The organism is Nostoc sp. C057 (genome assembly GCF_013393925.1).
Taxonomy (GTDB): domain Bacteria; phylum Cyanobacteriota; class Cyanobacteriia; order Cyanobacteriales; family Nostocaceae; genus Nostoc; species Nostoc muscorum_A.
Map to the genome: position 1 here is coordinate 2,154,823 of NZ_CP040281.1, position 23,063 is coordinate 2,177,885.

At 42.2% G+C, this 23,063-nt stretch carries 16 protein-coding genes, 1 tRNA gene and 1 pseudogene; 6 read left to right on the top strand and 12 right to left on the bottom strand.

Annotated elements, in window-relative coordinates:
- Positions 1 to 200 precede the first annotated feature (200 nt).
- The 4 genes from FD724_RS09690 to FD724_RS09705 all read right to left on the bottom strand — a co-directional run bounded on the left by FD724_RS09690 (position 201) and on the right by FD724_RS09705 (position 2,958).
- Positions 201 to 902 (bottom strand): carbonic anhydrase, encoded by a 702-nt coding sequence (locus tag FD724_RS09690; protein ID WP_179072467.1) that lies wholly within the window; start codon positions 900 to 902, stop codon positions 201 to 203.
- 28 nt (positions 903 to 930) lie between these two features.
- Positions 931 to 1,242 carry a P-II family nitrogen regulator gene (locus tag FD724_RS09695; RefSeq protein ID WP_114080098.1) on the bottom strand — a complete coding sequence of 104 codons (312 nt, stop codon included), beginning with the start codon at positions 1,240 to 1,242 and terminating at the stop codon, positions 931 to 933.
- A 4-nt stretch (positions 1,243 to 1,246) separates the two neighbouring features.
- Entirely contained in the window at positions 1,247 to 2,215 is a 969-nt protein-coding gene (locus tag FD724_RS09700) for a sodium-dependent bicarbonate transport family permease (protein ID WP_179072468.1), read from the bottom strand.
- Positions 2,216 to 2,739: 524 nt separating this feature from the next.
- Positions 2,740 to 2,958, bottom strand: a complete 219-nt coding sequence (locus FD724_RS09705; protein WP_179072469.1) for a hypothetical protein — start codon at positions 2,956 to 2,958, stop codon at positions 2,740 to 2,742.
- On the opposite strand from FD724_RS09705, the gene pcrA reads away from it, so the two are divergent.
- Positions 2,945 to 5,269, top strand: a complete 2,325-nt coding sequence (gene pcrA / locus FD724_RS09710) for a DNA helicase PcrA (RefSeq protein ID WP_179072470.1) — start codon at positions 2,945 to 2,947, stop codon at positions 5,267 to 5,269. The two genes, FD724_RS09705 and pcrA, sit on opposite strands and share 14 nt — an antisense overlap.
- Before the next feature lie 58 nt (positions 5,270 to 5,327).
- On the opposite strand, the gene FD724_RS09715 is transcribed toward pcrA, so the two are convergent.
- The 3 genes from FD724_RS09715 to FD724_RS09725 all read right to left on the bottom strand — a co-directional run bounded on the left by FD724_RS09715 (position 5,328) and on the right by FD724_RS09725 (position 8,434).
- Entirely contained in the window at positions 5,328 to 5,621 is a 294-nt protein-coding gene (locus FD724_RS09715; protein WP_179072471.1) for an antibiotic biosynthesis monooxygenase, read from the bottom strand.
- A gap of 80 nt (positions 5,622 to 5,701) precedes the next feature.
- Entirely contained in the window at positions 5,702 to 7,054 is a 1,353-nt protein-coding gene (locus FD724_RS09720) for an MATE family efflux transporter (RefSeq protein WP_179072472.1), read from the bottom strand.
- 462 nt (positions 7,055 to 7,516) lie between these two features.
- On the bottom strand, positions 7,517 to 8,434 hold the full coding sequence (locus FD724_RS09725) for a metallophosphoesterase (RefSeq protein WP_179072473.1): 918 nt from the start codon (positions 8,432 to 8,434) through the stop codon (positions 7,517 to 7,519).
- Positions 8,435 to 8,569: 135 nt separating this feature from the next.
- Between FD724_RS09725 and FD724_RS09730 the strand changes: the two genes are divergently transcribed.
- Together FD724_RS09730 and FD724_RS09735 are read left to right on the top strand one after the other, a co-directional pair.
- Positions 8,570 to 9,424 carry a hypothetical protein gene (locus FD724_RS09730; RefSeq protein ID WP_179072474.1) on the top strand — a complete coding sequence of 285 codons (855 nt, stop codon included), beginning with the start codon at positions 8,570 to 8,572 and terminating at the stop codon, positions 9,422 to 9,424.
- A gap of 44 nt (positions 9,425 to 9,468) precedes the next feature.
- A complete protein-coding gene (locus FD724_RS09735; protein ID WP_179072475.1) occupies positions 9,469 to 10,302 on the top strand; it encodes a RimK family alpha-L-glutamate ligase in 834 nt (277 codons plus the stop codon).
- Positions 10,303 to 10,536: 234 nt separating this feature from the next.
- Here the strand turns inward: FD724_RS09735 and FD724_RS09740 are convergent, their stop codons facing one another.
- A complete protein-coding gene (locus tag FD724_RS09740) occupies positions 10,537 to 12,510 on the bottom strand; it encodes a GAF domain-containing sensor histidine kinase (RefSeq protein ID WP_179072476.1) in 1,974 nt (657 codons plus the stop codon).
- Positions 12,511 to 12,604: 94 nt separating this feature from the next.
- Here FD724_RS09740 and FD724_RS09745 point away from each other — a divergent pair.
- Together FD724_RS09745 and FD724_RS09750 are read left to right on the top strand one after the other, a co-directional pair.
- Positions 12,605 to 16,621 (top strand): annotated as a pseudogene (locus FD724_RS09745) (cobaltochelatase subunit CobN); the annotation flags it as partial.
- 21 nt (positions 16,622 to 16,642) lie between these two features.
- The gene (locus FD724_RS09750) at positions 16,643 to 17,782 is read left to right on the top strand and encodes a peptidoglycan-binding protein (protein WP_179072477.1); all 1,140 of its coding nucleotides are present in this window, start codon (positions 16,643 to 16,645) and stop codon (positions 17,780 to 17,782) included.
- A gap of 131 nt (positions 17,783 to 17,913) precedes the next feature.
- Here the strand turns inward: FD724_RS09750 and FD724_RS09755 are convergent, their stop codons facing one another.
- The 4 genes from FD724_RS09755 to lipA form a co-directional block, all read right to left on the bottom strand.
- Entirely contained in the window at positions 17,914 to 18,369 is a 456-nt protein-coding gene (locus FD724_RS09755) for a Fur family transcriptional regulator (RefSeq protein ID WP_114080112.1), read from the bottom strand.
- A 513-nt stretch (positions 18,370 to 18,882) separates the two neighbouring features.
- Complete coding sequence (gene sigC, locus FD724_RS09760; RefSeq protein WP_179072478.1) at positions 18,883 to 20,133, bottom strand: RNA polymerase sigma factor SigC; 1,251 nt, start codon at positions 20,131 to 20,133, stop codon at positions 18,883 to 18,885.
- A 701-nt stretch (positions 20,134 to 20,834) separates the two neighbouring features.
- Complete coding sequence (locus FD724_RS09765; RefSeq protein ID WP_179072479.1) at positions 20,835 to 21,764, bottom strand: NAD(P)H-dependent glycerol-3-phosphate dehydrogenase; 930 nt, start codon at positions 21,762 to 21,764, stop codon at positions 20,835 to 20,837.
- A 67-nt stretch (positions 21,765 to 21,831) separates the two neighbouring features.
- Entirely contained in the window at positions 21,832 to 22,704 is an 873-nt protein-coding gene (gene lipA / locus FD724_RS09770; protein ID WP_179072480.1) for a lipoyl synthase, read from the bottom strand.
- Positions 22,705 to 22,842: 138 nt separating this feature from the next.
- Between lipA and FD724_RS09775 the strand changes: the two genes are divergently transcribed.
- Positions 22,843 to 22,916 (top strand) — tRNA-Pro (locus tag FD724_RS09775).
- Positions 22,917 to 23,063: the final 147 nt, after the last annotated feature.

Sequence of the window (23,063 nt, forward strand, 5' to 3'; positions counted from 1 at the left end):
ACAAGCGAATCAGTCTGGAAAAATGAATGACGATTAGCTTACTGAGCGTAGTCGTACCACTTCGTGGAAGCAAGCTACGCGTAGCGTCTCGCAGAGAAGTATTGGGAATTGGGGTAAAACAGTTTTGTTAGCGCTAGCGGGGCGTTTAGCCCGTTCTGAGTAAAGAAGTGAGATTTTTCACTCAGAACTAAAATGTAAATTTAAGTAATAATACTCACCTTGCCTGTATCCAAGTCGTAACGACCGCCCACAATTTTCAATTTACCTGACTGCACCTGCTCACTTAAAAGCTTTGATTTTTGCAACCGTTCAATTTGATATTGCACATTTGCTACCACAGCATTTTCAACCGCGTCACCTGGCTGATCCTTGACCTTTTTTAGGGCTGGCTCAATTGCCTTCACAAACGTACTAATATCACCGGGTAACGATTCCTTTTGTACAGCTGCGGTTACAGCCCCACAACGTTCATGGCCCATCACCATCAGCAGTGGAGAACCTAATAAGACAACCGCATATTCAATACTACCGATCGCTTCATGTGTGGCAATATTTCCGGCAATCCGAACATCAAAGATATCCCCAATGCCCTGATCGAAAACAATTTCTGCCGGTACTCGTGAATCAGCACAACTAAGAATAGTTGCAAATGGATGTTGAGCTTGAGCAACTTCGTGCAACCGCAGCTCAGATTGATCGGGGTATTGGGGGTGATGTTTAATAAATCGCTGATTTCCCTCTATCAGCTTTTGTAATGCTTCATCAGGACTGAGGGATTCAGGGGAATCTGGGGGAATTTCGGCAGCTTTAGCCTGTTTAACCTGCCAGAGTAAATCGCTGGCAGTTAGCATCATTCCAAAGGCTCCGGTCATTCCCAACTTCAAAAAGTCACGACGTTCCATGAAATGCTTCATTGAATTTATAACTCTCTTAAATCGACGCGATACATCTGACAGAGCGAATTTCCATCACATCGGAAACGTAGCAAGTACCTCCGAACTTATTAAGGAGTGGTCTGAGATTTTCGACAACACGCTTGAGTTCTTCTGGCATACAAAATGCGAGGATGTAAACATTATCAAGCATGGTCATGTCTAAATCTTCTGTCGTTCCTCGTAATCCTTTACCAACTACATTGCGGATTACGGCATGGCTATGTACACCCGACTTGTCTAAACTCTCTAAAATTTTGGCAAGCTCAAAGGAGTTGGCGATAATTTCTATCTTTTTAACTACGTGCATATTATTACCTCCAAAATAGGTTAATTCCGTAGAGATATAGCGGAATTCCCACAATAATATTGAACGGAAATGTGACTGCTAAAGCGGTAGAAACATACAGGCTGGGATTTGCTTCGGGAACAGTCATCCGCATCGCCGCCGGGACAGCAATGTAAGAAGCACTGGCACACAATACAGCGAATAACAGCGAATTTCCCGGAGGCATACCGATGAATTTGGCAATCACTAACCCAACGCCTGCATTGAGTATAGGAATTAGTATCGCAAATAAAATCAGGAAAACTCCGGTTTTTTGCAAGTCTTTAATTCTTCTGGCAGCAACCAGTCCCATATCCAGTAAAAAGAAGGTGAGAATGCCATAAAACAACCCTTGAGCAAAGGGTTCTAATACGTGCCAACCACGTTCTCCTGTCAACACACCGATTAAGAGGCTACCAACTAGTAGAAAAACTGAACTATTAAGAAATGCTTCTTTCAAAACTTCCGACCAAGCAAACTCTCGCTTTTCATCGGCGGTGAATATACTCACCAAGATCAGACCAACAATGATCGCCGGAGATTCCATCAGGGCCAGAGCTGCTACCATATAGCCATCATACTGAATACCAAGCTCAGTAAGAAAAGCGCCGGCTGTAATGAAAGTGACGGCACTGATAGAACCGTAGGTTGCTGCGATCGCAGCAGCATCGTAAGTATCCAGTTTCCACTTTAATATAAAAAAGGTGTAAATTGGAACGATACAAGCCATCATCATTGCTGCTGTGAGTGTTAGAATCACTTCCTGATTAAGTCCGCTTTTGATTAGTTCTACCCCTCCTTTAAAACCAATGGCAAACAACAAATACAACGAAAGGAGTTTGGGCACTGGTGGGGGAATTTCTAGATCAGACTTGACAAAAACCGCAGTCATGCCTAAAAAGAAAAACAGGATTGGCGGATTCAAAATGTTGGATGCAATTAAGCTAAAATCCATATCCACCCCTCTTTATACTGGTTAAACCTGCAATTAAAGAAATTTTTCATGTTGAAAAATTTAACAGTTGAATCATCATTTATCGTGTATTGCTACCCAATGTCAATATAATTCGTAATTGATAATTCGTAATTCGTAGTTGTAATCAGTACTTGCTCTGAACGCAGAAGCTGATTGTTGACCACTGAAATCTTTGATTCAGTGTTGGTTCTGTATCCATTTAATTACGAATTACGAATTAGTAATTATTTGGTCAATTGGGTACTTAAGGAGTGAATAGTCCTATTGGTGACAATACTCTCGGTTAGGTATTACAGTGTTTTTCAAGTAAATAAACCACGGGCTACGGAACATTGCCGTGTCTCTACGAAAATCTTTAGGGGCAATTCATGAATTGCCCCTACTGTTGACAACAGAACAACTTGTTCACCATGTTTTGATGTTTAATTCCCCGTCGCTGATTTTACGACACAACGCACAGGAATAACTAGTGACTAACTTTTCTCCATAGAAAAGTTAACGTATTATCCTGGCAATTCATCAATTGCCCCTACAATGTTTTGGTCTATGCTTTGCGGATTTTTGGCGTAAATCCGATAAAGATGATGGCACACAATCTTTGTTGACCAAGTTTCGTTAAGATATTGTAACCTGGGCAATAGCAACTCTCTATTGATGTGATGCCAGGCGTAGGCGTAGCCCGCCCTTAGACATCGCTTTTTCACATCCATGACAACAACCATCGACTTTCTCAGTCACCTTAACCCTAGTCAACGTCAAGCTGTCGAACATTACTGCGGCCCGTTGCTAGTTGTTGCTGGCGCAGGTTCCGGCAAAACACGAGCGCTGACTTATCGCATTGCGAATCTGATTCTGAAACACCGCGTTGATCCAGAGAATATTTTAGCGGTTACTTTTACCAATAAAGCCGCGCGGGAGATGAAAGACCGGGTTCAACGGCTGTTTGCGGAACAACTGGCGATGAAACAACACGGTCAGCGATTGGATTTGTTGACAGAATATCAACAAACACAATTGCGATCGCAAGTTTACAAAAGCACTATCAAAGATTTATGGTGTGGCACTTTCCACAGTCTATTTTCTCGGATTCTCCGCTTTGATATTGAAAAATACGTAGATGAAAAAGGACGCAAGTGGAATCGTAATTTCTCGATCTTTGATGAATCAGATGTAATCAGTCTGATCAAAGAAATCGTTAATAAAGAGCTAAATTTAGACGATAAGAAGTTTGATGCCCGTTCTGTTCGCTACGCTATTAGTAACGCGAAAAACCAAGGTTTATCACCCCAAGAATTTGAGCAAGATCAACCTAATTATCGCGGACGAGTAATTGCCCAAGTATACAATTTATATCAAGATAAGTTAGCACAAAACAACGCTCTCGACTTTGACGATCTTATTCTTGTACCTACTAGATTATTTCAACAAAACGAGCAGGTATTGGGTTACTGGCATCGCAAGTTTCGTCATATCCTCGTAGATGAATATCAGGATACTAACCGCACTCAGTATCAACTCATTAATTTATTAGTTACTAATGGCGAAACCAAAAAGAGCGAATGGCAATGGCAAAATCGCTCAGTTTTCGTTGTCGGGGATGCAGACCAATCAATTTACAGCTTTCGGATGGCAGATTTCACCATCTTGCTGGGATTTCAGGAAGATTTTGGTGATGGTTTAGTAGATGATGACACCCAAACGATGGTTAAGTTGGAAGAAAACTATCGTTCTTGTGAAAACATTCTGCAAGCGGCGAATGAACTGATTGAAAATAACACCCAACGGATTGATAAAGTTCTGAAAGCGACGCGGGGACAGGGTGAGCAAATTACTTGTCATAAAGCCGATGAAGAACTTGCAGAAGCCACATTTGTAATTAATCAAATTCGTACTTTAGAAAACCAAAATCCAGAGTTGAACTGGGGTAGTTTTGCTATACTTTATCGGACAAATGCCCAATCTCGTCCTTTTGAACAATTGTTAGTAGAAAAACAAATTCCTTACACGGTTGTAGGAGGAATTAAGTTTTATGACCGCAAAGAAATTAAAGATGTCATCGCTTATTTGAGAGCGATAAATAACCCTGCTGATAGAGTCAGTTTATTACGAGTTATTAACACTCCCCGGCGGGGAATTGGTAAAGCAACCATTGATGCTTTAGATAACGCTTCTCAGGAATTGGGGATAACCTTGTGGGAAATTCTTAGTGATGAAACATCAGTTAATACATTAGCTGGAAGGTCTGCAAAAGCGGTAAATAGCTTTGCTAAAATGATTCAACGTTGGCAAGAACAAATCGCAACAGTTTCCGTTCCTGAGCTTGTAAATATAGTACTAGAAGACTCTGGTTATATCCAAGATTTGCAAAGCAAAGATACAGATGAAAATGAAGAACGGGTAAGAAATGTTCAGGAACTTTACAATGCTGCAATCGAATTTCAAGAAGAAGAAGAAAACGAAGATGTTTCCTTACAAAACTTTCTTAGCGACAAAGCCGTAAATCCTGATGATAAATTAAAAGAAGGACAGACAGCCGTTTCTTTGATGACTTTGCACGCTTCCAAAGGTTTGGAATTTCCCGTAGTATTTTTGGTGGGATTAGAACAAGGGTTATTTCCCGGCTACCGTTCGCTAGGCGATCCCGCATCTTTGGAAGAGGAACGCCGCCTGTGTTATGTGGGCATTACTCGCGCCCAAGAGCGGTTATTTTTGTCACACGCGCGGGAACGTCGTTTGTATGGTTCTCGTGAACCTGCGATGCGATCGCAATTCCTCGACGAATTACCAGAAGAATTGTTATCTACCAAACGTGCAAGCCGTCAAAGTTATACCAAAAGTGCCTCTACTTCTAGTGAAAAACAAGACGCAACCCAGAATTGGCAAGTAGGAGATAGAGTATTACACAAAACCTTTGGTCTTGGTGAAATCACTCACGTCTTCGGAACAGGTAATAAAATGTCTGTAGCAATTAAATTTGCCAGCTTAGGACAAAAAATTGTTGACCCAAGAGTAGCACAGTTGCAAAAAATTTGAAAACAAAGCCACAAGCCATAGAACCCCGATTTTTTAAATGAGTCAGGGTTCTTGTTTTTTATATTTCAATTTCTTCAAAGTGTTCAACAGAGGGAAATGGCTCATAAAAATGATGCAGAAGTCTTTTCCACTCTTGATACTCAGCAGAAGTTCTAAATCCGACAGTATGAGATTCTAAAGTTTGCCATTTTACAAGTAATAAATATTTTCTTTCGACTTCTATACATCTATGCAATTCATGGGATAAATATCCATCCATTGAGGAAATAATTTTAGAAGCTTCTTTGAAAGCAGCTTCAAAATCAGATTCTAAACCAGGTTTGACAAGAAGCATAACTGCCTCAAGAATCATATAGTCTTTGGTGAGAATTAAGCTAATGTTAACGCGATGTGTAACTTAATATTCTGACCTCTCTTTTTTTAGGCTATCCATTACCCGTGGTTAGTTGTTTTGTTGCTAAACCGCCAAGTCATGACTATTGCAGCGATCGCTAAACCAATAGCTAGTCCCCACCAAAGACCAATAGCTCCATACCCCGATGAGATTCCAAAAGTATAACCAGTCAATAAACCAACGCACCAATAAGCAAAAATACCAATCAACATAGGAATTCGAGTGTCTTTTAGTCCGCGTAATGCTGCTCCCGCAGTAACTTGCACACCGTCAACTATTTGAAAAATCGCTGCCACTCCCAGCAATTTCACTGCAAGGGCAACTACATCTGCATTGTTTGGATCGTTAATGTCAATATAAAGAGAAATAATTGACTTTGGTACTAACCAAAATGTAATGCCTACTACACCCATAGATAGACCTGCAATAGCAATACCTACATATCCAGCCAAACGAGTAGCAAGCAGTTTATTCTGTCCAACTAACTGCCCAACACGTACTGTTGTCGCTAGAGAAATGCCTACTGCCATCTGGAATGATATCGAAATTGTTTGTAAAGCAATTTGATGGGCAGCAAGAGCGTTTGTTCCTAATTGTCCTATTATGAAAGTAACAACGGTGAACAGTCCCCCTTCGACAGCAATCAGCCCCCCAATGGGCAATCCAACCTGAAAAATCTCACCAATGATCCGGCGATGCTCTAGGGAAAAAGCTTTTTTAGATAAAGGTCGAAAAATACCGTAAACTGCAAAGCGAGGCTGATTACATATATAAACTATCAAAGCAACAAACATACTCCAAAGTGAGAATGTGCTTGCCCAACCGATACCAGCTAAACCCAGTGCAGGGAATCCCAGTTTGCCAAACATCAGCACATAGTTAGCTGTGAAGTTGAGCAGAGTACCCAAAACCACAGTTACCATCACTAATTTTGGTTGAAATAGAGCAGCAAGAAAGCTTTTAAGTACTGCAAAGCCTAAAGCAGGAATAAAACCCAGTGCGATCGCTCTTAAATAAATCTCTGCTAGTGCTACTGTGTTAGCATCCTGTCCTAATAGAAGTAGTAAAGCACCTCCATTGTAAATCAGTAATGTAGTTGGTATTCCTAGTACCAGAGATATCCCTAGTCCAAGCCGGACAATTGCGCCAACTTTTTCTCTATTTCCAGTCCCGTATGCTTGGGCAGCTAACGGACTGACAGCAGAAAGAATACCACTAACGATCAATAGACAAAAACTAAAGATAACAACTCCCAAACCTCCAGATGCAATAGTCTGACTTCCCAACCAGCCCATCATTACCGTATCCACAAAACCAGTTGCAGATTGAGCCAATTGTGCTGCTGCCAAAGGTACGGCTAACACAAGACATTTTTTAACTTCAGAAAACATATACTTATAACCCGATGTTAAGAACAAAGGGTTTTTTCCAAATCTAAACCCATATTTAGAAGATGCTTGCTGCTCCTGTGAACTTCAATATATCTTAATGGAGTAAGAGGATTCGCGTTACAGTCTTACGGAGGAAAGACTAACGGGAGATGAATTACAACTAGGTAAAAACACGTCTGCCCTGGCGAATGGAATAGAGCCTCTGGCATGTTGACGCGTAGCTTTCTTCTTTACAGGAGTACGCGGCTATACAAACAAAACCCACCTCCGTGGGTTTCAAATTCTTCGAGTCCACGTAGGTGGACAACTCTTAGAGACGCACTCGCGTTCGTTTGTGTAGCCGCGATTTCTAATCGCTTGGTATATTTGCTTTTTCTAAAAGTATTTTATATAGCATCTGATGCTTGGTACGATTCTAAAGTATTGTTGAGTGCAGAAGTAAGTTCTTGCTGAGTCATCTAACTAAACTGATTTTAATTGAATAATACCTTTATCAAATACGCGATTATTAGTAGCGATCGCACTTATTTCTATTCTATCTTTATATACTTCATAAGAGGCAAAACTTAAATCACTGGTAGAATACCCTGTCCACTCAGAACGCCCTACAGGACGATTACCAGCACCTGCACCACAAATTAAATAAGTTGTCCCATCAATAGCACGAGTGCGTTCATAATTATGTTCGTGACCATTGATGTAAAGTTGAACGCCGTATTTTTTAAATAGGGGAGTAAAAATTTTAATAAAATCTGGATTATTCCCATACTGACCCGATGAATAAATTGGATGATGACCAAATACCACTTTCCAAGGAGCATTACTAAGACTTAATTCTTTTTCTAACCAAGGTAACTGGTTTTTCCAATCAGCATTACTGTTAGTATCTAAAGCAAAAAATTGCACAGTTCCCCGGCGAAATGTATAGTAACGTCCCTTCATATTAAAGCCAGCATACTTGACTTGTGGATCGCCATTGGCGGTACGAATATCGTGATTACCTAAACAAGCGTGAAATTTCACGCCTTGTTTCAGCAAAGGTTGATAAGGACGCTCAAAAACTGCACTAATTTTTTCAATTTCGCCGTTATTGTAAATATTGTCTCCAGCTAAAACAACTAAATCATAAGGATTTTGTTTGTGATAGGCATTCATTGCCCCAGCCACAGCATACTGTCCTCTAGCACCAGTCCCCGTATCAGCCACAGATACAAAACGTAATAACAAGTCTTTTTTGACTGGGTTGGCGGCTATAGCTGTAGTTGAATCGTTAATATCAGCACTTTGATGATTTTGATTAGTTAACATCCAGGCTAAAAATCCCGTACTAATGGCGCTGAAGCTACTTAAAAATAAAAATTGACGGCGTTTTAAGTTCATAATTCACCAAATTTGATAAATAGTCAGTTTAGCGGAAACAATGAGCAATGAAGTGATACATTAAGGCAAAAGAAGGCAGCACCAGTAATAATGTACGTTGTTTGTCTTTGATTCGCTGCTTTTGGTGAAAGTTCCATGTCACAAGACAATCAGTCAAAACCCACGGATGAGCAGGTAAATCAACCTCCCCAAAAACCTTACCAGAGAGTTCAGCCATTTTGGAAGGCTAAAATTATCCAAGTTCTCCGAGGGACGATTGGGGTTTTAGAAACAACGGTGGACAAACTGGAGACAGCACCCCCACCGGGTACTGAGGAAACACCCAGCTTTTTACAACAGCTTCAGTTGCGATGGGGTGGATTGTTAAGGACAATCCGCTTGTTTTTGCCATCAAATTTGTCAACAAAGTTATCAGATACAGCTTTGACGGGAATTGTTGCTGGAATTGCTGTAATTCTTGTTTGGACAACTATGACTGTCTTTACTGGTAAACCTACTGAAATAGCAACAGTTCCCCCAGTTGAAGAGGTTCCTGCACCGACACCAACGATAACTACCCCACCGGAGTCAGTTGTACCAGAACCGCAGCCGCCACAGCCACCAGAGGAAATTACGCCGCCAAAACCGGAACCTGAACCAATTCCCACCCCAACGCCAACACCGACACCAGCTATAGAATTAACACCAGAACAAGCTTTGATTGCGGCTATTGAAAATCAGGTAGCCGAAATTAGCGATCGCATTGCCTCTGGTCTGATAAAGTCAATTCAAGCTAATTTCCGCACGAGTAACTTGACTGTCAAAATTAGTGATGATTGGTACACTCTCAAAGAATCTCAGCAGGACAAACTAGCTGCGGAGATATTACAACGTTCTCAAGAACTTGATTTTACCCATCTAGAAATTATTGACTCCCAAGATAAGCTGATAGCGCGTAACCCAGTTGTCGGTACTGAAATGGTGATTTTTAAACGGCAAACAACAAGCTAAAATAATTCGTAATTCGTAATTTTGACGTTTAGCTTCAACTATTTATGTTAGATAACCTTTCGCTATTGCTCAAAGCTTGTAAAAATTTAAATATCAGCTATGAAATTATTCATCCGACTGAAAACTTAGTAAAAGTAAAACTGAATAATAAACAACATTTTTTTTGTAATTATAGTACTCCAATAATAAATCAAGCAGTAGCACAAATCATTAAAGACAAAGAATATACTTACCATATTTTAAAGAACAAAGTTAAACTTCCTCGGACAGTAGGTTTTCTTTCCCCCTTTTGTGACCTGCAATATAAGATTTACTTAAAATTTCCAAGTTTTGAAGATATTATATTAGAAATAAAAAAAACCTTTGAAACGCCTGTAATTGTTAAACGTAATTCTGGCTCAAGTGGACATAACGTTTTTTTATGTCAGAATACAGATGAAGTTGAAGCTGCTTTAAAAGAGATTTTTAATATCAATAATAAAAAGTATGATTACGTTGCGATCGCTCAGGAATTTATTCACATAAAATCTGAGTATAGAGCCGTTTTTTTAAATAAAGAGTTAGTTCTACTCTATGAGAAAGATATAACTAATGCAAAATTTGCAGGCAACCTCAGCCCTCTTCACTGGGATGGCGCAAAAGCAAAATATATCAATGATCCACAAGTATTGTCAGAGATTGCTAATTTTGCTAAACCAATTTTTGAAGAATTAGACATTGATTATGGTGGTTTAGATATAGTCTTAGATCGAGATAAACAATATTGGTTAATTGAAATCAATTCTCACCCAAATTATACTATTTTCACTAGAGACAATGGAGAAGAGCCTGTGTTGAGAATTTTTGAAAAAATGCTCCTTAGTCTAGCCTCAAAATAAAAAGTTCAATCCTTCAGTTGGTTAATTCATAACTCTGCATTCATCGCAGATTTATAAGCTTTAACTCTTAACTTCTAACCCTTTCAATGTGTACAACAATTTTGGACAAAAAATTCCTCTTTAAGCTCTTTACTCTGTGTTCTCTGCGCCTCTGTGGTTATAAAAGTTACTTTTAAACGGCAGAGTGCAGAGAGAAAAAAAGAGATTTTACCAGTCACCTTGAAAGGGCTACTCCTAACTCAGCACTCTCATTGCTTGAGTTGGTATCCATACAGTAAAAATTGAGCCAATACTGATGGTTGATTCTACTTCAATTCGACCCCGATGAAGTTCTACAAGTTGTTTAGTTAAAGCTAATCCAAGTCCAGTGCCTTCATAGCGGCGGCGATAGGGTGTATCGAGTTGCTGAAATTTCTCGAAGAGTAATGGTAACTGTTCTTCGCGTATACCAATCCCGGTATCTTCCACTTGAAAAATAGCGGTATCATCCTCCACCCAAAGGCGCAAGGTAACGTTACCACTTTCAGGGGTAAATTTAATGGCATTAGTTAACAGATTCGAGAGAATTTGTGCTACTCGTTCGGCATCGGCGGTAAAGCGATCGCGCCTGGGATCGATTTGCAAATCAAGGTTGAGATTGATTTGTTCGCTTGTTGCTTTTTTTCGTAGTGACTCCACAGCATTTTCCGCAACATTCACCAAAGAAAATTCCGAAATATTTAAAGCTGTCTTACCAGCCTCGATTTGCGATAAATCGAGAATGTCATTAATCATTTCTAATAAATGTTCTCCACTATCGTGGATTGTTTGCAGATAATCGCGTTGTCGTTGACTCAATTCACCCAAAGGCCAGCGCAGCAAGGTAGACGACATCCCAATCACATAAGTTAAAGGCGTGAGTAATTCATGACTGATAGTAGCGAGAAATTCACTTCTGAGGCGGCTAGCAGCTTCGGCGGCGAGAAGAGCATCACGTAGCCCGATTGTGCGTTCAATAACTCGTTGTTCGAGAGTTTGTTTTTCTTGGGTGAGGGTTTGCATTAACTCAGCTTGGTAAATGGCGATCGCTAATTGTTCGGCGATCGCAATCAGCAAGTTTTTTTCACTATCAATCCACTGGCGTGGTTCATTGCACTGATGAGCAATCAGCAGCCCCCACAGCTTGTCCTCAAGTATAATCGGTGCTGCCAACTTAGCCCGCACTTGGCTTTCCCTTAAAAAATTCAACAAACACTCTTCTAGAGCATAAGTTTTTTCGACATCATCCACAGCTAAGGTAAAGCCTTGGCGATACTTCTCCCAACATTGAGAGGTTCGCATAAAGCAATTTTTTTCTGTGTAATTCAACACGCAGGTAATCGCATCTGTAGCACGGGCTTCATAGACAATGTAACCCCCATGCTGTTGGTAATCTTTTACTAAGGATTGATTATTTACTGAGATAGAAGTTGAGCGTTTCCCGTTATCCTCATTTGTAGAAGACTGGTATTGTTGAGTCTTGACTTTGGAACCTTCAAATTTATAGATTACTAATCGGTCTAATTCTAGAAACTCACGTACCTGTGTAATTGCCGTTGCCATAATGACAGGCAAATCCAAGCTTTTGCGGATCTGCGTTGTTACCTGATTCAATAACCGTTCTTGGGAAACCTGTTTTTTTAAGGCATCTTCCACTGGCTGACAGATATAAACTGCCGGCGCAGTTGGGCTTGGAGGTGCTATTATTTCTTGGTTTGGCTGAGTTAGAAAATATTCTAATAGCAACAGCGAGAACTTACTTTGGAGGGTAGCATCATTGGGCCCAATAATTTGGCGATAGCGTTCGAGATTTTGGTGAGTATAGGAATCGCACTCAAACAAGTCTCTCAATTCGTGGAGAAAAGAAGCGATCGCCTCTAAATTAAATGTCAACCGAGCATTGAGTGCCGAATCAATTCCCTGCTCCTCTGCTCCCCCTACTCCCCTGCTCCCCTGCTCCCCTTGCTCAAAATTTCCTAACAAAAGCACACTAAACTGCTCAGAAACCACCAATGTAAACCTTCGCCTTTGCCACTCCACAGGTATGCAAATCCGCGCCAAAACAGCTTCTGTCAGTACCAGAGTGGCACCTTCCACTGTTTGAGCCATCTGCTCCAACAATTCCCCAAGCTGATTAAATACAACAATAGGCAAGGTTCGAGAAAAGCTCAAATCAGGAGAACTAAGCATTTTTAATCATTACTGGTAAGAGGGGGCTAAATGCAGGGAAAAAGTTTGTTTTGATTGTGTAATAACCAATAGTTTAAGACGGTAATACAGCATTATGCATCGTATAAGTAGCACATCGGGTGGATGGAATCAGTCAGAGGGTTTAATTTTTTTAGAACAAACTCCAGCGCCTTTCGTGTTGATTACGGCTGCTGATACCGACATTCAAACTTTGGCAGTTGCGGTTACAAAATTACCTTCACAATTTCCTGCCTTAAGAGTCGCCAATCTATTGCAATTGCAGCAACAGTTAAGCATAGATACTTATGGAGAGCAAGTTTTGGAGCTTGCCCAGGTAATTATTTTGCGCCTGTTAGGAGGACGTTCTTACTGGAGTTATGGCTTAGAAGTAGTGCAAGAAATTGTGCAACGTAATGGTAGAACCCTCATTGTAATGCCAGGGGACGACGCTTTTGATCCCGACTTAATTTCTCAGTCTACCGTGCCTTTAGGTGTTGCTAACCAGGTATGGCAGTATTTTAGTGAAGGCGGAGTAGAAAATTTTGTTAATGCTCTGCAATTTATCTCTGATACTTGCCTGTTAACTGCATACAATCCTCCACTACCCCGGCCGATTCCGCGCGTGGGATTGTATGAATGGGGAGCAGGGGGCAGGGGGAGCAGGGGGCAGGGGAGCAGGGGGCAGGGGAGAGTTAGAACTCCGTTCATCCACCTTTGAACCGGATGAATCCACCTCAGAACTCCGTTCATCCACCTTTGAACCTCAAATCTCGCAATCCCCAATGCCCAAAGTCGGCATCCTCTTCTACCGCGCTCATTATCTAGCTGGAAACACCAAGGTAATTGATGCTTTATGCGAAGCTTTGGTACAGAAAAATTTACAACCAGTGCCAGTGTTTGTTTCCTCATTGCGTGAACCCGATGTGCAAGCGGAGTTGAGTGAATTTTTTCAACCCAAAGAAGCCGAATCAATCGCTGTGCTGCTAAATACCACCAGTTTTTCTCTAGCACGTTTGGAAAGCGAAACACCCCAAACCGAACTGTGGGAAAAATTAGATGTACCTGTGTTGCAAGTAATCCTTAGTGGCGGATCAATTGAACAGTGGGAGTCACAGTTTCAAGGGCTTTCTCCCCGCGATATTGGGATGAATGTGGCACTACCAGAAGTAGATGGGCGGATTATTACGCGTGCTGTGTCTTTTAAAGCCGTGCAAACTCGTAATCCCCATTTAGAGACAGATGTGGTAATTTATGAACCAGTCAGCGATCGCATCGAGTTCGTTGCTCAACTAGCAGCAAACTGGGCGCGGCTGCGTTCCAAACCACCCCAAGAACGGCGAATTGCCCTAATTTTGGCAAACTACCCCAACCGCAATGGCCGCCTCGCCAATGGTGTGGGACTCGACACCCCAGCTAGTTGTGTAGAAATCCTGCAAGCTCTACATCTGGCTGGGTATGAAGTAGAAAATCCACCTGCTGAAGGAGATGAGTTGATTCAACGGCTGACAGATGGCGTAACAAATGACCCGGAAGGTCGAGAATCGCTTCCGGTACACCAAAGTGTCTCTTGGGAAGACTATCAACAATATTTCGCTTCTTTGCCGCCAGCAGTTCAGCAAGGTATTAGTGAACGGTGGGGAAATTTAGAGCAGGGAAGCAATCAAGAATTATTCCCCCCTGCCCCCCTGCCCCCTGCCCCCCTGCCTCTTTCCCCGTTCCCGGAATTCAACTCGGCAACATCTTCGTGGGAATTCAGCCAGCAAGGGGTTATGATAATGACCCCAGTTTGAATTATCATGCACCGGATTTAGAACCAACCCATGATTATTTAGCTTTCTACTATTGGGTTAGAGAATGTTTTGGTGCTGATGCTGTAGTTCATGTAGGGAAACACGGAAATCTAGAATGGCTACCCGGTAAAAGCGTGGCTTTATCTAATAATTGTTATCCAGAAGTGGCTTTCGGCGCACTTCCCCACCTGTACCCGTTTATTGTCAACGATCCTGGTGAAGGTTCCCAAGCGAAACGTCGCGCTCAAGCGGTGATTATAGATCACCTAACGCCGCCGATGACTCGTGCGGAACTCTACGGTTCTTTGCAACAGTTAGAAAATTTAATTGATGAGTATTATGAAGCCGACAGTTTAGATCCTTCGCGTTTACCAGTAATTCGCGATCGCATCCACGAACTGGTAATCAAAGAAAATCTCCATCTAGATTTAGGAATCCAAAATGAAACAGAAATTTTTAAGTCTGAATCCTTAATTTTGAATTCCATCGGTGGTTATCTGTGTGAATTGAAAGAAGCCCAAATCCGCGACGGGTTGCATATTTTTGGGCAATGTCCCCAAGGAAGGCAGCTACGAGATTTAATAGTAGCGATCGCTCGCATCCCCAATCGCCATTCTTCAGGTATTACCCGCGCGATCGCTCAAGATTGGGGTTTAGACTTCGACCCCCTCACAGCCGATTTGTCAATGCCTAGCGGTGAATACTCAATAGTCAATGGCACAGAATGCCGTACCCTCGGTGATATCGTCGAAGTCCTAGAAGAACACGCCGCCCTTTTAGTAGAACAACTCATAAATCAGGATTCAGAATTCAGAATTCAGAATTCAGAATTTAGAAATCAGGAATCTTGTGGAGACGCGATTCATCGCGTCTGTGCTGGGGGGGGAGACGCAATGAATCGCGTCTCTACCTGGATATGCGATCGCCTGCTACCAGCTTTACAACAAACCGATCAAGAAATCACCCACTTATTACACGGACTAGATGGCGGTTACGTCCCCAGCGCTCCATCTGGCGCACCCACGCGCGGCCGCCCAGAAGTTCTACCAACAGGGAGAAACTTTTATTCTGTAGATATTCGCGCCATTCCTACAGAGACAGCTTGGGATATTGGTAGAAAAGCTGCTGAAACCCTTGTGGAATATTACACTCAAGAGCATGGCGAATATCCCAAAACACTAGGTTTGTCATTGTGGGGAACAGCCACCATGAGAACAGGCGGTGATGATATTGCCGAAGCCTTAGCTTTACTCGGAGTTCAACCAGTATGGGATGGTGCAGCGCGGCGAGTAGTGGATTTTGAAATTTTGCCTCTAGCAATTTTGGGACGGCCCCGTGTAGATGTAACTTTGCGAATTTCGGGATTCTTCCGGGATGCTTTTCCCAACTTAATTGACTTATTCGATCAAGCAGTATCAGCAGTAGCAGATTTGGATGAACCGCCAGAACAAAATCCCCTAGCGGATGCAGTTCGCCAAGAGACTGAATTGTGGACAAGCCAAGGATTAACTTTAGAAGAAGCCGTGGTGCGATCGCGCTATCGCATCTTTGGTTCTCGCCCAGGTGCTTACGGCGCAGGACTCCAAGGTTTAATCGAATCGCAAAACTGGACAGACGATGAAGATTTAGCCCGTGCCTATATTAACTGGAGTTCTTACGCCTATTCTTCGGGAAATTTGGCAGGGGAGCAGGGGGAAGGGAGCAGGGAGCAGGGAGCAGGGGGAGATAAGGAGAATAAACAATTCCCAATGCCCAATACCGAAGCCTTCAAACAACGCTTATCCCAAATGCAAGTTGTCCTACACAATCAAGATAACCGCGAACACGACCTACTCGATTCTGATGATTATTACCAATTTCAGGGTGGCTTAACCGCAGCCGTGCGTTCTCTACAGGGAAAAAACCCCCAAACATATTTTGGTGATAATTCCATACCTGCCCAACCACGAGTCCGCCAACTTAAAGAAGAAATTTCACGGGTGTATCGTTCTCGCGTAGTTAATCCTAAGTGGATTGCAGGAGTTATGCGCCACGGTTACAAAGGTGCTTTTGAAATGGCGGCGACAGTAGATTTTTTATTCGCCTACGACGCTACAGCTAAATGTGTAGAAGATTATATGTATCAAGGCATAGTAGAGGCTTACTTGCTCGATCCAGTTGTGTCAGAATTTATTCAGGAAAAGAACCCCTATGCTCTGCGTGATATTGCTGAAAAATTATTAGAAGCACACAAGCGCAATTTATGGGAGGATGTAAATATAGGAACATTAGAAGCTTTGAGGAACCTAGTACATCAAGCTGAAGCAGTTATCGAAGAAAAATCAATGGTGTAGGAAACAAATATGGAAAATCTTGCGTATTTGCACCTAGCTTTCGCCTACGAAGACAGCACACCCAGTGAATTGGTATCCCTCAGTTCTTTGTTTAACAAAGCAGCTGCACCAGACTGGAAAAGGCTTTCTGGTAGGGCTTGGAAGTATATGTTGCCCCTTGCTCTGTCCTTGTCTATTCTTGGCGCTGTCAGCAGCGTTATAGCACTGGAAAAAGGCGATCAAGGCCCCTCTGTTAGAAATCTCCAACAAAAGTTGAGAACAGCAGGTTTTTACCAAGCTTCTGTTACCCAAGTATATGACGTATCCACACAAGAGGCTGTGCGCCGCTTCCAAAAAGCCGCCGGTTTACCAGTGGATGGCATTGTTGGAGCAAGCACACTGCAAAAGTTAGAAAACTGGCAAGCTAAAAAGCCCAGTAGTACGACAACACAAGCTAAAAAAGCCACTGTTGTCAGTACACAAGCTAAAAAGCCCGGCACTACTAGTTCGGTTCGTTCAGCCACCAACCAACGCCGTAATCCTAACTACCTTGCTAAGGGTGATGAAGGTGAAGATGTCAGAGCCTTGCAAGAACGCTTAAGAATCGCAGGCTTTTATTATGGGAACGCCACAGGAATATTTGGCCCAATTACCGAAGAATCTGTAAAGCGGTTCCAAGATTCTTATAAATTAAGCGTTGATGGAATTGCTGGGCCCGCAACATTGCGTAAATTGCCAGGAATTGGCATTGGCGATGGAGAAGAGGCTCCCAAGAAGGTTGTCAATCGAGATAAACTCCGTGTAGGCGATCGCGGTGAGTCAGTTAGAATTATCCAAGAACAATTGATCCAGGCAGGATATTTAGAGGGAGAGCCAAATGGCTACTATGGCCCCTATACTGCCGATGCTGTACGCCGATTCCAGGCAGCTAATTTCTTGACAGCAAGTGGCGTTGCTGGCCCAACTACACGAGCTAAGTTATATAGCTCAGTTAATACTGCTAAAAAAAGCGAATTTAATACCCTGGAAATCCAAACGCGACTACGGGAACGGGGTTTTTATAAAGGCAAGCTGAACGGTGTAATGGCAGATGACACCAAAAAAGCGATTAAACAAGCCCAAGAATTCTACGGCATCAGCCTCAAGGATCTTAAGAGCGGACGCTTTTAACATCCGCTTTGGTCTTGTTAGTATCAGTTCCCAACTCGTTGCTAGCCTCTAGTAACAGCAAATTACGAACTGCTCAAAATTCCACTTATTTGGTTAATTTGAGTAGTTTCGTCTGATTATTCACCCAAGTGCTAAAGCGGCATCAGCGCCCGTTGGCACTTGGGACACACTGCATGGATTGTCATTTGACAATCAAGCAGGTGGAAACCTTCTTTTTGAGCGGTTTTCGATCCAATTTTTAAAATTGAATCATTTTTAAACTCAATAGTTGAGTTGCATCTAACACAAATCAAGTGATGGTGATGATGAGGATAAGGCTGGTTGATCTCATAATGCTTATGTCCTTCACCCAGTTCTAATTCCCGTAAAATTCCCATCCTCGCCATCAACTTCAAAGTCCGATAAATAGTTGACAGACTGATCCCTTCACCATCAGTTTCTAGCCGATGATAAAGATCCTCCGCACTTAAATGTTCACCTTGCGGAAGTTCTTGAAAAATGTGTAAAATTGTTTCGCGCTGGGGAGTTAATCGCCAGCCTCGCCCGTTCAGTTCTGCCTTGAGTGAAGTAGTTGTGTAGACAGTCATACTAATATTTCTCAACAAAGCTTGTTAGTTGAGAATATAACAAATCTTGGGAGCAATTTGCAACAATCATTGCCTATTGAGAATTTATACTAAATATTTAAGAACAATTCATTAAATCTTGATCAAAATTCAAATAATAAGCTGTATTGCATTTAATTTGTATACAGTTAATAGTTAGGATACTTGTAACGATTGCATCCCTTAACTTTAAATTTTAGATGAGTGAATTTTGAATCGTTGAATTGATCCCCACCTTCAAGATATCTGAGCAAAGCTCTGGGGGAACTCTTATACAATTAAATGCAAATTACTTGCTATAAGCCTCTAAAAGGCTTTCAATCTGGTATAAAATCAGTCCTTTATCCCTAGTCATTTGTCAAGTGTAGTTTTCTAATGACAAATGACCCTGCGGGTGAGCCAGTTGCTCATGGGGGAAACCCCCTTGGCGCTAGCCTCTCCCAAAGGGAGAAGACCGCACTGGCTCACTAATGAAAAATGACTCTCGATCATTGACTAACTAAGAGATTCCAAATAATCGCGGATCAGGTTGCGACGCTTAGGTTGGCGTAGCTTTTGTAAAGCCTTGGATTCTATTTGTCGAACTCGTTCGCGGGATAAGTCGAGAGCGCGGCCAATTTCTGCTAAAGAATAAGGATGACCATCTGCCAAACCGAACCGCATCAAAATTACATCGCGTTCCCGGCTAGTTAAATCTGAGAGAAGATGATGCAAGTCTCTTTGTAAAGATTCTCGCATTAACATTTCTTCTGGGGTTACACAGTCAGTTTCTAGTAATTCGCCTAACTCAGTGTCTTTATCCTTGCCTACTTTGGTTTCCAAAGAAACAGAGCGAGGAACCCGTAACAAAACTTCTCGGACTTGGGTCGGTGTCATCTCTAACTCAGTTGCTAAATCTTCTAGAGTTGGGGTGCGACCTTTTTCTTGAGCAATTTTGCGTTGAGCCTTTTTGATTTTGTTTAACTTTTCGGTAATATGAACCGGTAGGCGAATGGTGCGACTAGAAGTTGCGATCGCCCGTGTAATACCCTGACGAATCCACCAGTAAGCATAAGTACTGAAGCGATAACCCTTAGTGGGGTCAAATTTTTCTACAGCCCGCTCCAAACCTAGTGTGCCTTCTTGGACTAAATCCAACAATTCCAAACCACGATTTTGATACTTCTTAGCAACAGACACAACTAGGCGAAGATTAGCCTTAATCATGTGTTCTTTTGCTTGGAGTCCTTGGGACTGAACTTGCTCCAACTCTTCTACAGTCAACTTGGCAATTTCTGCCCAGCGACGTTTACCATTTGCCAAAGTTGGCCTAAGATCGGATAAAACTATATCAGCAGTAGCAGCCCATCTTTCCAAAGATGGGCGATGTCCTAGTTCCGAGGTTAGACGTTCTTGAACTTCAACTAACCTCAAATAGGGCGTAATCACTTCATCCCCTTCCTTGGCGGCCTTAGCAAGTACTATCCGCATCCGCAAGTAGCGTTGGACTTTTTGAGCTTCTGAAACCTCTTCATCGCGCCCCAACAAGCGAACCCGACCAATTTCTTGAAGATATAGACGTACTAGGTCTGTACTCCGACGGTTACTGCTAGCAGCAAAGTTAGCATTGTCAACAGAAGCGATCTCTAGCTCCTGTAGGTCATCTACCGATAACTCACTGTCATCAACCGTGAGATCCGAGTCCAAAGCCTGGCGGGACTTTTTGGTGTTGTAGGGGGCGTCTGCATAAAAAGATGTTGCTGGCATAAGATCGTCTCAATGGCTCCAGGTAACAATAGATTTCGGTCAGCTTAGATTACGGTCAGCTATTCAACTGTTGCTATTGTTCCCGCGATTAACGATGAACTAACATAGTTGAAGGTTCCATTACAATTTTTTTAGAAATTAACTGTAATGGTTTTATTGGATACAGTATTACTGGACTTAATCGGCTGCTAAATTTTTGATTTAACCAATAGCTATTTAAATCGGCAGCTAGGCTTTCAATATTTCAACTACTTAGTTAACATTTCAACCTTGGTGGGTTGTGATAGTAACTTTTGTAACACAGTATAAACATCCTTCAGTGAATGTCATCTTTATAATTGGCATAGTCACATTTACATGGCTACAAAAGTAATATCCTGACGATTTAGCAATTTTTTCTCAGGATTATTTAGGTATAAGTAGAACTAATAGAGATCAGGGAAGTGATTAGTATTAACGGCAAAAATTCTATCGATACGGAGATAGAAAACGTAGGAAAGTTATTAAATACTCTCTCCGTGTTCCTGCGTCGTCTTGTATGTCAGTCTTGACGTGCAATTTAAACTTGACAGACTACTAACTAGTAGTCCATCAAGCTAAGGAAGTCCTGGTATGTAGTAAGCACTTCAGTGCTTAATATAAGGACTAAAGTCCTTACTACGAACTTATTTAGCCAGTAAGTTGATTTGACAGACTACTAGCTAGTAGTTGTACTCTGGCTTGATATCTCGTAGCATCAGTTCATCAAGCGCTTGTCGGGGTGTGATTTCTCCCTGAAGTAACCGATAAACTTGCTCAGTAATTGGAACTGGAATGTTTTGTTGCTTGGCTCGTTGCATCAAAACCTGGCAAGTGTTCACTCCTTCGGCTGTTCCTTGTAAATTTGCAAGAGTTTCTTTAAGTGTCTTACCACCAGCTAGCTGGTAGCCGACTTGGTAATTGCGGCTTAAGGGACTATTGCAGGTTGCTAACAAGTCTCCAAGACCCGATAATCCATAAAATGTTTCCGTCTTTGCACCCCAGTCGTTACCGATGCGAACCATTTCTGTAAGTCCACGGGTGACTAAAGCAGCTTTGGCATTGGTTCCTAGATGTAAACCATCGCACACACCAGCTGCGATCGCAATCACATTTTTTAGCGTTCCCCCCAGTTCCACCCCCAAGGGGTCGGGATTGGTATATACCCGGAAACGATGAGAAGAAAATACTAACTGCACTACTTCCGCAGCCCTGGGAATATTACTGGCTACCACTGTTGCTGCTGGTAACTCTAGTTGAATTTCTTTAGATAAATTTGGCCCAGACAAAACAACCACTGCATGGTTAGGGAATACTGTTTGCCAAATTTGCGACGGCGTGCAAGTGGTTTGGGGATCTAAGCCTTTGGTTGCCGTCACAAAAATCGTCTCTGGAGAAAGGGGGAAAGACTTGACTTGGGAAGCAACATCTCTCACACCAATCATTGAGATAGCGGATAGGATTATTTGGGCATCTTCTAACACTGCTTGGAGAGTTTGGGAACCTTGACGCGACCACACGCGTACCTGATGACCATTCGCTGCGGCGAGATTTGCCAGAGATGCACCCCAAGCACCTGCACCAAGAATTGCTACAGATTTTGAATTAGTCATTAATCACCATTCTCCCCATCACCCAATCACCCTATTCTCTTAGCAATCTAAAATCTAAAATCTAAAATTAGCTCCGGGGATAACGTTCCATTAATTCCCTGACTTGTTCTGCATGATATGAGCTTCTTGTCAATGGAGAAGAAACAATTTGTAAAAATCCGATTTCTTCGCCGAATGTTTTCCAAGCAGCGAATTGTTCTGGATTGATAAATTCATTTACTTGTAAATGTTTTTGACTGGGTTGGAGATATTGCCCAATTGTCAAAATGTCGCAATCTACGGTTCGTAAGTCTTGCATGACTTGACGAATTTCGGCATCTGTTTCACCGAGTCCAACCATGATCCCGGATTTGGTGTATGTGCTAGGAGAAAGTTGGCGAGTTCGCTGTAATAATTCTAATGTGCGATCGTAGTTTCCTTGGGGACGCACCCGGCGATACAGGCGTGGAACAGTTTCGGTATTGTGGTTCAATACCTCTGGCGCTGCTTGTAGAATCAACTCTAAAGCATTCCAATTACCGCACAAGTCAGGAATTAACACCTCAATTGTGGTGTTAGGTGAAACAGAGTTAACCGCATCAATACACGCCACGAACTGAGATGCGCCACCATCAAACAAGTCATCTCGATTTACAGAAGTGATTACTACATGATTAAGGTTCATGCGCCGAACAGCTTCCGCTAGCCGTGCAGGTTCCGTGGGATCTAGTGGTTTCGGTTTTTTCTCAAAATCAATATCGCAGTAGGGACAAGCGCGTGTACAAGCCGGGCCCATAATCAAAAACGTAGCAGTACCGGCATTGAAGCATTCGCCAATATTCGGACAGGATGCTTCCTCACAAACTGTATTGAGGGATAAATCCCGCAAAATGTCTTTAACGTTACCGATGCGCTCACGCTGAGGTGCTTTTACCCGCAACCAGTCTGGTTTTACAGTCACAATCCGCTTTTACCACTAGAGTTATACAAATTTAATCGTAGCAAGCAAAGCCTTGGGTGAAGCGATCATATATATAGATGTAATTCTGTCATTTGGCACGGGTTGTGATATTCTTAATTTACAATGCCATTTTTATAGCGGGATGTGGCGCAGCTTGGTAGCGCACTTCGTTCGGGACGAAGGGGCCGCTGGTTCGAATCCAGTCATCCCGATTTTTTTTTGTAGAGCGACAAATTATTTGTCCGTGGCGACACATTATTTGTCAAAACGCTAAAACGACAAATTATTTGTCAATCTCTTTCCAGAGATGATTTGCCTAATTGAAGTCGCCTTGATCTCACTATACACAGTAGTGTCGG